Annotated in this window: 15 protein-coding genes; 11 read left to right on the top strand and 4 right to left on the bottom strand. The window is 63.4% G+C overall.

Annotated elements, in window-relative coordinates; all coding sequences use genetic code 11:
- The first annotated feature begins 4 nt into the window (after positions 1-4).
- The 7 genes from G6N73_RS01510 (at position 5) to G6N73_RS01480 (ending at position 6,587) form a co-directional block, all read left to right on the top strand.
- Positions 5-535, top strand: a complete 531-nt coding sequence (locus G6N73_RS01510; protein ID WP_165022262.1) for a GNAT family N-acetyltransferase — start codon at positions 5-7, stop codon at positions 533-535.
- Between the two features lie 83 nt (positions 536-618).
- A complete protein-coding gene (locus G6N73_RS01505; protein WP_165022258.1) occupies positions 619-1,413 on the top strand; it encodes a transporter substrate-binding domain-containing protein in 795 nt (264 codons plus the stop codon).
- Between the two features lie 93 nt (positions 1,414-1,506).
- Positions 1,507-2,316 (top strand): amino acid ABC transporter permease, encoded by an 810-nt coding sequence (locus G6N73_RS01500; RefSeq protein ID WP_165022256.1) that lies wholly within the window; start codon positions 1,507-1,509, stop codon positions 2,314-2,316.
- Complete coding sequence (locus G6N73_RS01495) at positions 2,313-2,948, top strand: class I SAM-dependent DNA methyltransferase (protein ID WP_165022253.1); 636 nt, start codon at positions 2,313-2,315, stop codon at positions 2,946-2,948. The genes G6N73_RS01500 and G6N73_RS01495 overlap by 4 nt, the downstream gene beginning before the upstream one ends.
- A gap of 59 nt (positions 2,949-3,007) precedes the next feature.
- Entirely contained in the window at positions 3,008-3,586 is a 579-nt protein-coding gene (locus tag G6N73_RS01490; protein WP_165022251.1) for an MgtC/SapB family protein, read from the top strand.
- A 277-nt stretch (positions 3,587-3,863) separates the two neighbouring features.
- The gene (gene leuC / locus G6N73_RS01485; RefSeq protein ID WP_165022249.1) at positions 3,864-5,273 is read left to right on the top strand and encodes a 3-isopropylmalate dehydratase large subunit; all 1,410 of its coding nucleotides are present in this window, start codon (positions 3,864-3,866) and stop codon (positions 5,271-5,273) included.
- Between the two features lie 120 nt (positions 5,274-5,393).
- Entirely contained in the window at positions 5,394-6,587 is a 1,194-nt protein-coding gene (locus tag G6N73_RS01480; protein WP_165022246.1) for a GGDEF domain-containing protein, read from the top strand.
- 12 nt (positions 6,588-6,599) lie between these two features.
- Here the strand turns inward: G6N73_RS01480 and G6N73_RS01475 are convergent, their stop codons facing one another.
- Complete coding sequence (locus G6N73_RS01475; protein WP_165022243.1) at positions 6,600-6,920, bottom strand: hypothetical protein; 321 nt, start codon at positions 6,918-6,920, stop codon at positions 6,600-6,602.
- A 190-nt stretch (positions 6,921-7,110) separates the two neighbouring features.
- Between G6N73_RS01475 and G6N73_RS01470 the strand changes: the two genes are divergently transcribed.
- Positions 7,111-8,298: a GGDEF domain-containing protein gene (locus tag G6N73_RS01470; protein WP_165022240.1), complete on the top strand. Its 1,188-nt coding sequence runs from the start codon at positions 7,111-7,113 to the stop codon at positions 8,296-8,298.
- Between the two features lie 13 nt (positions 8,299-8,311).
- Here G6N73_RS01470 and G6N73_RS01465 read toward each other — a convergent pair whose 3' ends face one another.
- The 3 genes from G6N73_RS01465 to G6N73_RS01455 form a co-directional block, all read right to left on the bottom strand.
- A complete protein-coding gene (locus G6N73_RS01465) occupies positions 8,312-9,139 on the bottom strand; it encodes a COG3904 family protein (protein ID WP_246251559.1) in 828 nt (275 codons plus the stop codon).
- On the bottom strand, positions 9,136-10,449 hold the full coding sequence (locus G6N73_RS01460; protein ID WP_165022237.1) for a hypothetical protein: 1,314 nt from the start codon (positions 10,447-10,449) through the stop codon (positions 9,136-9,138). Before G6N73_RS01460 ends, G6N73_RS01465 begins: the two co-directional genes overlap by 4 nt.
- 86 nt (positions 10,450-10,535) lie before the next feature.
- Positions 10,536-10,889 carry a hypothetical protein gene (locus tag G6N73_RS01455; protein WP_165022233.1) on the bottom strand — a complete coding sequence of 118 codons (354 nt, stop codon included), beginning with the start codon at positions 10,887-10,889 and terminating at the stop codon, positions 10,536-10,538.
- Positions 10,890-11,077: 188 nt separating this feature from the next.
- Between G6N73_RS01455 and G6N73_RS01450 the strand changes: the two genes are divergently transcribed.
- The 3 genes from G6N73_RS01450 to sdhD all read left to right on the top strand — a co-directional run bounded on the left by G6N73_RS01450 (position 11,078) and on the right by sdhD (position 12,481).
- Positions 11,078-11,446, top strand: coding sequence for a hypothetical protein (locus tag G6N73_RS01450; protein WP_165022230.1), 369 nt, complete (start codon positions 11,078-11,080; stop codon positions 11,444-11,446).
- Between the two features lie 234 nt (positions 11,447-11,680).
- Positions 11,681-12,088, top strand: a complete 408-nt coding sequence (sdhC, locus tag G6N73_RS01445; protein ID WP_165022227.1) for a succinate dehydrogenase, cytochrome b556 subunit — start codon at positions 11,681-11,683, stop codon at positions 12,086-12,088.
- 9 nt (positions 12,089-12,097) lie between these two features.
- Positions 12,098-12,481, top strand: coding sequence for a succinate dehydrogenase, hydrophobic membrane anchor protein (gene sdhD / locus G6N73_RS01440; protein WP_165022224.1), 384 nt, complete (start codon positions 12,098-12,100; stop codon positions 12,479-12,481).
- The last annotated feature ends 2 nt before the right edge of the window (positions 12,482-12,483 follow it).

Genomic DNA, 12,483 nt, shown 5'->3' with positions numbered 1-12,483 from the left:
GGGCGTGATCACGCTGCCTTCCGATATCGTTATCAGGCCGCTGGTCGAAGCCGATGCCGGTCAGTATCGCGCGCTGAGGCTGGAGGCCCTGCGCGACAGCCAGGAATCCTTCGGCGCGAGCGTCGTGGAGGAGGAAGCACTGTCCGATGAGGAGATGGTGAGGCGCGCCGTGCCGGAGGCCCCGAGCGCGACGTTTGGCGCTTTCGTGGGCGAAAGGCTCGTCGGCATGGCGACCTACATCCAGAACACCCGGGAGAAGACGCGGCACAAGGGCACGATGGTGGCGGTCTATGTCGCGCCTGATTGGCGAGCGGCCAAGCTGGGGCGAAAGCTTGTCGAAAAAGTCATCTCCCATGCGCAAGCGCTGGGCGTGATGCTTCAATGCACCGTGACAGCCGAAAATGTCGCCGCGCGCCGGCTCTATCACTCGCTCGGTTTTCAGCCCTACGGTCTTGAGCGGGATGCGTTATGCGTGGACGGCCGCTTTCTCGACGAGGAATTGCTGGTGCTGGATCTGCGGCGCCCCGCAAAATAGCCGGCTGCATGGCTTGTTTGCCGCAGGGCGGCGGCTAAACTCCGCCAAACCAATTCTGTTTCCGCAAAGCTTGGGAGCAAAACATGACCTCCAAACTCTCTCTGGCCGGATTGCTGGCCTTGCTTCTGATGCCGGCCTTGGCTTTCGCCCAGGCATTGCCCGATCTCGGCGGGAAGAATGTTGTTGTTGTCACCGAGAATGCCTATCCGCCGCTGCAGTTCGTCGATCCCAAGACCGGAGAGCAGATCGGCTGGGAATATGATGCGATGAACGAGATCGCCAAGCGGCTGAACTTCAAGGTCGAATACCAGAACACCTCGTGGGACGCGATGATCCAGGCGGTCTCCGACGGCCAGTACCAGATCGGCATGACCGGCATCACCATCAAGGACGAGCGCAAGGAGAAGGTCGACTTCTCCGATCCGTATATGCGTTCGGAAATGCGCATGCTGGTGCGCGCCGACGAGGACCGCTTCACCGACCCAAAAAGCTTCGCGGCGATGACCGACGGCCTGATCGCCACGCAGGCAGGCACGACGCCGTTCTATGTCGCAGTCTACGAGGTGCTGGACGGCAACGAGCAGAACCCGCGCATCAAGCTGTTCGAGACCTTCGGCGCGTCCGTGCAGGCGCTGAAATCGGGCGACGTCGATCTGGTGCTGACCGACGGTGTTGCGGCCAACGGCTATGTCGAGGCGTCGGAACGCAAGCTCAAGGTGATCAGTGGGCCGCTCGGCACCGAGGATTTCGGCTTCATCTTCGCCAAAGGTTCCGACCTAGTCGCGCCGGTCAATGCAGCGATCGCGGCGATGAAGGAAGACGGCACAATCGACGCGCTCAACAAGAAGTGGTTCCTCGACTACAAGATGGGGCAGTGAGCCCGGTCCTTTGAGGATACATGGCTGCCGGGATTTGCTGCTTCGCAACGGGCGAGAACGGCCGCACACGCCGATGCCGCGCAGTCCTGACTGATGCCCCCTTCCGCCAAGCCTGAGAAGGAATTCCCCTGGTGGCTGGCTGCCGCCGGGGCGCTTGCCGTCGCGGCGGCGCTGTTCGTCGCGGCCAGCGATCTCTATTCGCAAGTGTTTTCCATCGTCGCCAAGGGCATCGGTGTAACGGTGTTCGTCACGCTGGTCGGCTATACGCTCGCTTCCGCGCTTGGCCTCGCGATAGCGCTTCTCGGCCTGTCCGGTTCGGTCTGGCTGCGCCAGACCGCGCGCTTCTACGTCGAGATTATCCGCGGCATTCCGATCCTGGTGCTGTTGTTCTGGATCGCCTTCGTCGGCGCGCCGGGCTTCGTTGTCCTCTGGAACTGGCTTTCCTATCCGCTGCAGGCTGCCGGAATAACCGAGCCGATGCAGGTGCGCGACGTTTCGCTGATGTGGCGCGCGATCATCGCGCTCACCATCGCCTATTCATCCTTCATCGCCGAAATTTTCCGCGCCGGCATCCAGGCCGTCGATGCAGGCCAGATCGAGGCGGCCAAGGCGCTCGGCCTGTCGCGCTACCGGCGCTTCCGCCATATCATCTGGCCGCAGGCTTTCCGCACCATCCTGCCGCCCTACGGCAATGATTTCATCGCCATGGTCAAGGATAGTTCGCTGGTCTCGGTGCTTGGCGTCGCCGACATTACCCAGATGGGAAAAGTCTACGCATCCGGTTCTTTCCGCTTCTTCGAGACCTACTCCATAGTCGCCTATATCTATCTCGTGCTGACGGTGGGCCTTTCGCTCGGGCTGCGAGGGCTGGAGCAGCGCCTGCGAAGGGGACGCACCGCATGACCGCCGATCACGACAAATCGGCGCTTGAACAGGTCTATGCGGCGCGGAATGCGGACGAACTGGCGCAGGCCTATGCGGCCTGGTCGAACGCCTATGACCGAGAGACCGCTGCCTCCGGTTACTGCCTGCCCTTCATGATCGCAAGCTGGGTTGCGCGCTACGTCCCTCGGGACGCCGGCGCGCTGCTCGATGCCGGTTGCGGCACCGGCCTGTCCGGCCCCTATCTGCGGGCGCTGGGCTACACGAATATCGATGGGCTCGATTTTTCCGAAGAGATGCTGGCCCTTGCCGCCGCGCGCGGCGCGTATAGAGAACTTCGGCGCGCGACGCTCGGTGAGACGCTGCCATGGCGGGACAACCATTTCGCCGCGTTCTTCTCGACCGGCGTCTTCACCGAAGGTCACGCCCCGGCGTCGAGCCTCGACGAACTGGTGCGGATAACCCGGCCCGGCGGCCATGCGATCTTCACTGTTCGCGACACTGTTTTGCAGAGCGGAAAATTCCGCGAGCAATTCTCGGCATTGGAAAAGGCGGGTCGCTGGCGGCCGGTCGAGGAGAGCCCGCCTTTCCGCGCCTTCGCGGTGGCCGAGCTGGAAGTGCTGGTGCAGGCGTTCGTATTCGAGATCCTGTAGCCAGGCTGCGGGAACCGCCTTCCAGCCGGCACGTTACTGCCATGTCGCTTGAGGGCTTCATGGAGCAGCTTCTGCAAGAATTCGGCCACCGGACATTTACGCCGTTTCCGGTGATCGCGGCACGGCTGCTGCTGGCGACGGCGTTCGGCGCGGTCATCGGCTTCGAGCGCGAATGGCGACGCAGGCCGGCAGGGTTGAGAACACATATTCTGGTTTGCGTCGCGGCGGCAACGTTCGCCATCCTGACCATTGAAATCGTCCACGCGCCGGTGTTCGTCGGCAACGCCGTCCGGCTCGATCCGATCCGCGCGGTCGAGGCGGTAACCGCGGGAGTGGCCTTTCTCGCCGCCGGAACGATCCTGTTCGCGCGCGGCGAGGTGCACGGGCTGACGACGGGCGCCGGAATGTGGCTGGCGGGGGCCATCGGTCTCGCCGCGGGGCTTGGCCTCTGGCAGATCGCCGTCTTCGGCACGGTGCTGGCCTTGATCGTCCTGGGCCTGCTGCAAACGCTCGAGGCCAGGTTCGACCTGAACAAAGGTCCGGATTTCAGCAACCCGGCGAGGGGCGACAAGGATGCCCAGCGGCCGGTCGAACCCAAGCCGGACGATCCTTCGCATGTGCAGCCATCCGATCGCTAGCCCGTGCGCGCCGCGTGATTGATCGCAGTGTTTCACCGTCGGCTGAGGCAATTGCCCAATTCCCAAAACATTGATAAGAGCGCGGCATGGAAGAGCTGTTCGGAAATCCGGCCTACAAGGGTTTCGTGCTGCAGGACAAGAAGCGCCTGCCGGCGCGGTTCTTTGCGCGGATTTCCGGCGCACTGACCAGCCGACTTATCTGAGCCTGTCACTCGGGCCGGCGGCTTACGGCTTCGGCTGAAGTCCTTTTCTCTTCCCCATCGACGGATTTACGCAAATGAGCGCACCGCGCACCCTCTACGACAAGATATTCGACGACCATGTCGTCGACCGCCAGAACGACGGTACCTGCCTGCTCTATATCGACCGCCACCTGGTCCACGAAGTGACCAGCCCGCAGGCTTTCGAAGGCCTGCGGTTGACCGGCCGTACCGTTCGGCATCCGGAAAAGACCCTCGCCGTCGTCGATCACAATGTGCCGACCTCGCCCGACCGCAAGCTCGGGATCAAGAACGAGGAAAGCCGCATCCAGGTAGAAGCACTGGCGAAGAATGCCGCCGATTTCGGCGTCGAGTATTATTCCGAGACCGATCGCCGCCAAGGCATCGTTCACATCATCGGTCCGGAGCAGGGTTTCACGCTGCCGGGAATGACGATCGTCTGCGGCGACAGCCACACCTCGACGCACGGCGCCTTCGGCGCGCTGGCGCACGGCATCGGCACGTCGGAAGTCGAGCATGTGCTGGCCACCCAGACGCTGATCCAGCGCAAGGCCAAGAACATGCTGGTGCGGGTCGACGGCAAGCTGCCTGCCGGCGTCACCGCCAAGGACATCATCCTCGCCATCATCGGCGAGATCGGCACGGCCGGCGGCACCGGCTATGTCATCGAATATGCCGGCGAGGCGATCCGGGCGCTGTCGATGGAAGGGCGCATGACGATCTGCAACATGTCGATCGAAGGCGGCGCCCGCGCCGGACTGATTGCTCCGGATGAAACCACCTACGCTTATGTCAAGGACAAGCCGCGCGCGCCCAAGGGCAAGGCGTGGGACATGGCGCTCGAATACTGGAAGACGCTGAAATCCGACGAGGGCGCGCATTTCGATAAGGTCGTGGTGCTCGACGCAGCAAACCTGCCGCCCATCGTGTCATGGGGCTCGTCGCCGGAGGATGTCGTCTCGGTCCAAGGCGTCGTGCCCGATCCGGCGGAAATCGCCGACGAGAACAAGCGGACGTCGAAGCAGCGCGCGCTTGACTATATGGGGCTGACGGCCGGAACGAAGATCACCGATATCGAACTCGACCGGGTCTTCATCGGCTCCTGCACCAACGGACGCATCGAGGATCTGCGCGAGGTCGCCAAGGTCGTCGAAGGCAAGACGGTCAATCCGCGCGTCAACGCCATGATCGTGCCGGGATCGGGACTGGTCAAGGAACAGGCCGAGGCCGAGGGGCTGGACAAGATCTTCATCGCCGCCGGTTTCGATTGGCGCGAACCGGGCTGCTCGATGTGCTTGGCGATGAACGACGACCGCCTCAAGCCGCACGAACGTTGCGCTTCTACTTCGAACCGCAATTTCGAGGGACGCCAGGGCTTCAAGGGCCGCACGCACCTCGTCTCGCCGGCCATGGCGGCGGCGGCGGCTATCGCCGGTCACTTCGTCGATATCCGCGACTGGAAATAGCGGCGCTATGACAGTCGCCCGATCTGCCATAGTGAAAATCCGTGCGGCAGGTCGGGCTTAACCGCTTGTTTGCGCCTTGCCGGTAGACATTCCGTCGGGGAAGACGGGCAGGGAAGCGGTTTGGACACTCGCCTATTCATAGCGCTGCTGAATCCTGGGATTGCCCTTGTTCTCGCATCGGCGTTCCTTACGCTGTGGCTTCACCAGCGGCACAGGCTCTATCTGGCGGTGATGGTGCTGGCCTATTCCGCCTCCGCGGTCGGTTTTCTGCTGCAGTATTTTACTCTGCCCGTCGGGCAGGAACTGACCAAGCTGCTCTCGATCCTGTTTTTTACGCTTGCCGCTATCTGCCTCGCCGGCGCCGTCGTGGCCCGCTATGGCAGGCAGGTGCCGTATGTCGCGCTCGGCATCCTGGGCCTCGGCGGCATGATCGCCTTTTGCTGGTTCCTTTTCGTCCAGCCCGAGCTTACATGGCGGATTTACGCGATCAATTTTGCCTTCGGCGGCATCAGCCTCGTCGTGGCGGCGGAACTGCGCACGGTTCGAGGAAACGGCCCCACGGAAGCGATTCTGTTCGTGCTGTCGCTGCTTTCCGCGCTGAATTTCTTCGTTCGCACTCTCATCGCTCTCAAAATGAGCGGGCCCTTCGTATCGTATGAAGGACTTCACGATTCGATCTACTGGACCACTGCACTCCTGTCGCACGCGCTCCTGTCGCTTCTGATCGCGCTCAGCCTGTTCACCGCGGCTGCGCTCGACGTTCTCAAGGCGCTCAAGGCGGAATCGCATACCGACCCGCTGTCGGGCCTGCTCAACCGGCGCGGCTTCGAGGAGCGGGCAACCGCGATGCTGAGCCGGTCGCATGAAAGCGGCTTGCCGGCCGCGCTGGTGATCGCCGATCTCGACCATTTCAAGGCTGTAAATGACACTTTGGGCCATGCCGTCGGTGACCAGGTCATTGCGGCGTTCGCATCGCAGTTGCGTTTGGCGGCTGGAAAGAGCGGGATTGTCGGCCGGCTTGGCGGCGAGGAATTCGCGGTGCTGCTTCCGGCAAGCGATCTTGCGGCAGCGCGGATGTTCGCCGAAGGCGTCAGGACCTCATTTCCGCAGGAAGGTTCACGCGGGCTGCCAGCGAGGGCAAGGGTCACCGCAAGCTTTGGCGTCGCGGCGGGCGAGGGAGCCCTCCCGGCGCTTCTGCGCCAAGCCGACGAGGCGCTTTACCAGGCCAAGAGGAACGGCCGTGACAGCGTGCGGATTTCCTATCGACGCCCGCAACAGGAGCCGGTCGCGCCTGCCGGCATTCGCTTCGCCTGAGCGGCCAAAAGATCAGTCGCCGGGCGAGAAGCGCCGCACCAGTTCGTGGAACTCGTCGCGCAGACCCGGTATGTCCTCCGCAACGATGAGAGCCAGCTCGTTCTCCTCGAACAGCTTGAACCATTCGTCCCATTCGACCAGTTCAAGCCCGCCGGCATTGACCGGGCGTTCGGCCTGGTCCTGGTCCTCGTAAGCATTCTGTCCGAATACGATCCGCAGCATCGGCTGTGTACCGCCCGCCGGAGAGACATCCACGATGGCCGGCGCGCCGGCGCGGGCGGCCGCCCAGTCGCGGATCGCTTCGTGGTCGGTCAACATGATCGTCTTGGCCATAATAATCTCTCCGTGTCGCTCATCCGAAACGAAGACTCCGGGCCGGCGGTTCCAAGCCGCTCCGGCAAGCTGTGCGTCAAATGGTCCGCGCATTCCGCAGTCGGACTGACGCAGCGGAATCTGCGCCGTCGTTAACGTCTTTTTGGCTCGATCGTGGTTGAGTCCGAACCGATCGGAGCAGGCAGTCGAAATGAGCGGGGCAGGTTTTATTCTGGCGATAAACATGATGGTGGCCGCCCTCCTGGCGGCCGCGTTTCTCATGGTCGCGGTCTACGACAAGAAGAACGACGCGGCGCGCTGGATGGCGTTCGGCTTTGCGCTCGCAATGTCGAATTTCGGTATCGAATTCGCTATCGCCTCGCTCGGAACATCCCGGCCCGCCGTGGTCGCGTCCTTTGCGGCCTTCCTCGCAGCCATGGCTGTATTCAACGCCGGCGTCGCCCGGAAATACGAGGTTGCCGTGCCGTGGCGGCTGATGGGCGTAGTTTTCATTGTCTCGATCGCGACCTGCTATCTGATCCAGGACATGCCGCGGAATTCATTCAGCCGGATGCTGCTCTACCAATTGCCCTATTTCCTGATGCAGGCGGTCGGCGTCGGCATCGTCTGGTCGGCCAAGTCGAGGCGTCCGCTCGACAATCTGTTCATGGCGGTGCAGTCGGCGAGCGCCCTGCAGTTTCTGAGCAAGGCATTTCTGTTCCAGATATTCGGCGGCACCGGCGCGACCGCCCAGGACTATCTGAAGACCAACTACGCATTGTTCTCCCAATCGATGGGAACTGTGTTCGCGATGGCCATCGCCCTGCTGATGCTGGTCATACTGGTGCGCGACATCTTCGCCGACGTCACCGCGAAATCGGAAACCGATGCGCTGTCAGGGCTGCTGAACCGGGGCGGCTTCGAGCGCCACGCCGAGGCGGCGCTGCGCGATGCCGCGCGCATGGGCCTGCCGGTGACGATGGTGATTTCGGACCTCGACCACTTCAAGGCTGTCAACGACACGTTCGGGCACGCGGCCGGCGACCGCGTCATTGAAGCGTTTGCGGGCTTTCTACGACGCGCCACAAGCGGCCATCAGATCGCTGGACGCATCGGCGGCGAGGAATTCGCCATCGCTCTGCCCGGAACCAACCTTTCCGGCGCAAGGCTCTTTGCCGAGGGGGCTCGCAGCGCCTTTGCCGGCCTGCCGATCGAGGGCCTGCCGCACGACAGGCGCTTCACCGCGAGCTTCGGCGTTGCCGAACTGCGCAGTGGAGAGGGAATTTCAGACCTCATGCGAAGGGCGGACGAGGCGCTCTACGACGCCAAGAATGGCGGCCGCGACTGCGTCCGGGTGTTTGAGGCGCAAGAGCGCGGGCTATCCAACGTCGCAGGCTGAGAAACCCCGAGGGCTATTTGCTCGCTACGGAGGAAACCTTTGTGACGAGCTTGTATTCGGCAAGCTCGTCCGGCGAGAGGTAATAGAGCGCCCGCGGCGGCGTATCGAGCGCATGCAGCCAGAGAGCCGGATCTATGCCCATTTCGCTGAGATGCCGCGAGATGCGGGCCGTCGTAGCCTGCGCATCGGCCATAGCCTGCTCGGGCGCGGTTTCGCTCAGCGTGGCGGCGTAGAACTGATGCACGCCGATTGCCGCCTTTTCCCCGGCGCTGCGCGTCTTGCCGCCGGCGAAGAACAGCGGACATGACGACGCGCAGAGCGCGCCGTCTGCGACCACCGTTGCGATGCCGAGTTCGCGCACTGTCTCGGCCATGGCCATGGCGTCGTCGAGCGCGCCGCCGGGCGAATTCAGCGAGACGGTCTTCACGTATTCGCCGCGTTGCTCGATCTCGGCCGCGAAGCGCGCTGCTGAGCCAGGCTCGATGCTGCCTTCAGCGGTCATCACGCCGCCCGCCCCGAGGGTGAACGCCATCGGCTGGCGCAACCTGGCCTCGTCGGCGGTGACAAATTCGCGGGGATCGGCGGATGGCGTTGGAGCATTGGTTTGCACGGCCGGGGGCAGGACAGGCTCGGGCGCTGTCAGCGCAGCTTCGGGAGAGCTCCAGCCATTGGTTTCGGCCAGGTCGCGCAAATCCAACGCGAGGACGCCGACCGCGCCGATGAGCAGGCCGCGGAATGCCCAGCGGACGACCTCGCCATCGTCGAAGCGCGCGAAGTAGCGCATCACGAGGTTGCGCCGCGGCGTTTCGGAATTCGCCGCTGGAGTGGCGCCCGGTATCATGGGTCGATCCGCTTGCGTTCGGACAGGGTGAGCGGCGTCACGTTTTCCGCGGCGGGCCTTTGCTCCGGCGATGCCGGATGCGGTTCGGCTATAGGCTCCTCGGCGATCGCTGCGTGGCGGCGGGCAAGCATCGTTTCGTGCAGGTCTAGCGAGCGCAGCATGTCGCCGGCGGTGATGCGGTCGGCCTCTTCCATCCGGTCCTCGCCGCGACGCATGGCGCCATGAACCACGACCATGATGCCGACCAAAACGGCGGGCAGCAGGTCGATCGAGATGGCGCCGGCCCAACTCGGGATGAAATCGGAGGCGTAGCGCAGCACGGCTTCGGCCGAGGTCAGGGGAACATAGCGGCGCTCGGCCACTTTTGGCTGGGCGAGGATTTCAGCGGCCGCATCCGAGAGCGCTTTCGACTGAGCTTCCACGGAGCCGCGAATGGTCGCCATGACCGCATCCTGGCGGCCGGCAAGATCGGCTGAGCTTCCATCCGCCACCGGCGCGATGAAGCCGACCGAAAGGTCGGCGGCGGCGCGGCTGACCGAGGGCGCGATCGAGGTTTGTTCCAGCGAAGCGATCACGCCTGAGAGCGCCACGGCTTCGGCTGCGAACCTGTCGGAGCGCTCGGCGATCGCGCCGGGCGCCGAAACAAGACCGCGCATGGCGGCGAGATGCTTCTGGCCTTGCTGGAATCCGGTCTGGATGGTCTCGCGCGAACCCTCAATGGTCGCTTCCAGCTCCTTCATCTGCGCCGACATCTGGCTCAGCAACTGCACGACGCTGCCCGAACCCGACGTGCCGGTAAGTGCTCCGGAATTCTGTTCGTCCTGCGCCAGCCGCGCAAAACGCTCGGAAGCGCGCTGGATGTCGGGGAGCAGCGACAGTGCGCCGAGCGCGTTGCCATGCGCCTGGTCGAGATCGGCGGTGTAGTCCTCAAGCGTGATGGCGAGGTGCTGTTCCACGGCCGCCGAGCCGGCAAGCGCCGCCGCGTTCAGCCAGGACGACATTGCGACGATCATCAGCGAACCGACCGCCATGATGCCGACCAACGCCAGCCGCGAGGCGGCGTCGCGCATTTCCGGCAGGAAGCGGATCAGGTAGGTCCAGAAGCCGTACATGGCGACCGAAACGGAAACCGAGTAGATGACCGCCGCGAAGAACACCACGGTCGCCGAACCGTCGAGCAGGCTGCGGACGCCGAGATAGGTATAGACGCCGCTGCCGAGCGCCAGCGTGGCCAGCACGAAGCGCGTCATGGTCTCAAGGGAGGCTATGTGATCCTTCAGCCGGCGTGACTGAAGTGCGGCCTGGCTCATCTTGGTTCACCAATCGTTAACGCCTGCCATCATTGGCGGGGAGAAAGATGACCAAATCAGGGCTGGCGCCGGGCCAGCCCTTGCGCTCACTGGCAGGGGCCGCCCTGGAACGGGATCTCGCCCTGGTCGAAGCCGTACATGTAGCTCCTGCCCTTGATCAGCCATGGCGGGCGATAGCACTCCCCGACATCGGCGACCCGGTCGTCTTCATCGAGGTAGACGATTTCAGGCTCGCCGGCGCTCGTGAACTCGGAAAGCTCCTTAGCCAGATGGCCTTCGCCGACGATGATGCGCTTGTAGCCGGCAGGGCTATGAATGATCAGATTGCCGAAGCTGTCGGCATAGACGTGGTCGTGAAGACCGCCGGCCAATACGGGGGTCGAGGCAAGCCCTGCAAATGTCAGCGCCAGGAACAGGCTTCTCAACGATGCGGAACGCATAAGCGTCTCCATTGCTTGAGGTGATTTGCCTCCATCGCCTCAAGTTAACGCTTTCTTAACCTTTGTTAAGAGCTTGCTCATTCCCGGCCGGGCCAATTAAGGAATATGGTTAACGGCCGCGTAGCCAGGCCGCCATGGCTGCCGAGGGTGATTGATCTTCGTGCGGCAAAGCGGGTAGCTTGCACGCCATGGTAGAAGAACGAATTCGCCGCGGCCGGTTGTCAGGCGCGCTCCTGGCCGCAGCCTGTGCATTGGCTGTCGCGTCGTGCCAGTCCGGTGGGGCGAAGACGGAAGCGACGGCCGCGCCGGCCGAAAGCACAACTGAAACTCAGCCGCGCATGGCCAGCTACACCTGCGCCGGCGGCGCACTGGTCACCGTGGAAAATTTCGGTTCCTCCGTTCGGGTGGTCGGTCCGGAAGGGGAAAGCCTCGACCTCCCGGCGTCTCCCGCGACCCAGCGCAACCGCTACGGCGAAGCCTCGGATGCGATCGTGCTCGAAGGCCGCGAGGCCCTGTTCATGCGCCGCGGCCATGAGCCGCTCACCTGCGTGCGCTGATTCGTGGGGCAGCCTGGCGAAAAACTCCATCAACGCGACGATACGAAGCGCGTGACGCACCGCAGCATAAGGCTTCGCAAGCTTCAATCGATTAGGACTAAAGGTGTTTGCCGAAACGGCTTTTCCGGCTTTGACGCGGTGCAAAAAGCGCTTTAGAAGCCGGGTTGAAAAGTCGCATTCCGATGCCCTCATGCCGCATTCGGTTGCGATCCCGCAGATGCCGAAAGGGGAGCCATGAGCCACTCACCAGCCACCCGGCCGCATGCGCGTCCTTTGTCGCCGCATCTTACGGTCTATCGCTGGCCGGCGACCATGCTGATGTCGATCCTTCACCGGATCACCGGCGGCGCGCTCTATTTCGGTACGCTGCTTGTCGCCTGGTGGCTGATCGCGGCGGCGACGTCGGAGAACGCCTTCAACCTTGCCAACCAGGTTCTCGGTTCATGGGTCGGGCTGATAGTGCTGGTCGGCTATACCTGGGCGATGATGCTGCACATGCTCGGCGGGGTTCGGCACCTGATTTGGGACACCGGCACCGGCCTGGAAAAAGACACTTCGACCCAGCTCGCCTGGGCGACGCTCGCCGGCTCCATCGTGCTGACGGTGCTGATCTGGGCCGGCTATCTCTGGCTCGGTGCATAGGAGCCAGCGATGTCCGATATGCGAACTCCCCTGAACAAGGTGCGCGGCCTCGGCTCGGCCAAGGACGGAACCGGCCATTTCTGGCGCATCCGGCTCACCTCGATCGCGCTCATACCGCTTTCGCTGTTTCTTCTCGGCTGGATCCTCTCGGTCGGCGGCGCCAGCTACGGCGAAGTGCGGGCAGCGCTTGCCCAGCCGCTGATTGCGCTTGCAGCGTCGCTGTTCATCCTGATCAGCCTCGACCACATGCGCCTCGGCATGCAGATCATTATCGAAGACTACATTCACGGCGAGGGCGCGAAGGTCACGCTGCTCATGCTCAACATCTTCTTTGCCGTGGCGGTGGGCGCGGCAAGCGTGTTCTCCATTCTCAAAATTGCATTCGGGGGCTGACC

Origin of the sequence: Allomesorhizobium camelthorni, from assembly GCF_011045125.1 — a bacterium.
In the GTDB taxonomy this organism is placed as follows: Bacteria; Pseudomonadota; Alphaproteobacteria; order Rhizobiales; family Rhizobiaceae; genus Allomesorhizobium; species Allomesorhizobium camelthorni.
This window is presented reverse-complemented; position numbering and strand designations above follow the sequence as displayed.

Excerpts from the sequence above, each read along its gene's own strand:
- G6N73_RS01505 (WP_165022258.1), top strand. The coding sequence starts at position 619 with ATGACCTCCAAACTCTCTCTGGCCGGATTGCTGGCCTTGCTTCTGATG.
- G6N73_RS01500 (WP_165022256.1), top strand. The coding sequence starts at position 1,507 with ATGCCCCCTTCCGCCAAGCCTGAGAAGGAATTCCCCTGGTGGCTGGCT.
- G6N73_RS01495 (WP_165022253.1), top strand. The coding sequence starts at position 2,313 with ATGACCGCCGATCACGACAAATCGGCGCTTGAACAGGTCTATGCGGCG.
- G6N73_RS01490 (WP_165022251.1), top strand. The coding sequence starts at position 3,008 with ATGGAGCAGCTTCTGCAAGAATTCGGCCACCGGACATTTACGCCGTTT.
- leuC (WP_165022249.1), top strand. The coding sequence starts at position 3,864 with ATGAGCGCACCGCGCACCCTCTACGACAAGATATTCGACGACCATGTC.
- G6N73_RS01475 (WP_165022243.1), bottom strand. The coding sequence starts at position 6,920 with ATGGCCAAGACGATCATGTTGACCGACCACGAAGCGATCCGCGACTGG.
- G6N73_RS01470 (WP_165022240.1), top strand. The coding sequence starts at position 7,111 with ATGAGCGGGGCAGGTTTTATTCTGGCGATAAACATGATGGTGGCCGCC.
- G6N73_RS01465 (WP_246251559.1), bottom strand. The coding sequence starts at position 9,139 with ATGATACCGGGCGCCACTCCAGCGGCGAATTCCGAAACGCCGCGGCGC.
- G6N73_RS01460 (WP_165022237.1), bottom strand. The coding sequence starts at position 10,449 with ATGAGCCAGGCCGCACTTCAGTCACGCCGGCTGAAGGATCACATAGCC.
- G6N73_RS01455 (WP_165022233.1), bottom strand. The coding sequence starts at position 10,889 with ATGCGTTCCGCATCGTTGAGAAGCCTGTTCCTGGCGCTGACATTTGCA.
- G6N73_RS01450 (WP_165022230.1), top strand. The coding sequence starts at position 11,078 with ATGGTAGAAGAACGAATTCGCCGCGGCCGGTTGTCAGGCGCGCTCCTG.
- sdhC (WP_165022227.1), top strand. The coding sequence starts at position 11,681 with ATGAGCCACTCACCAGCCACCCGGCCGCATGCGCGTCCTTTGTCGCCG.
- sdhD (WP_165022224.1), top strand. The coding sequence starts at position 12,098 with ATGTCCGATATGCGAACTCCCCTGAACAAGGTGCGCGGCCTCGGCTCG.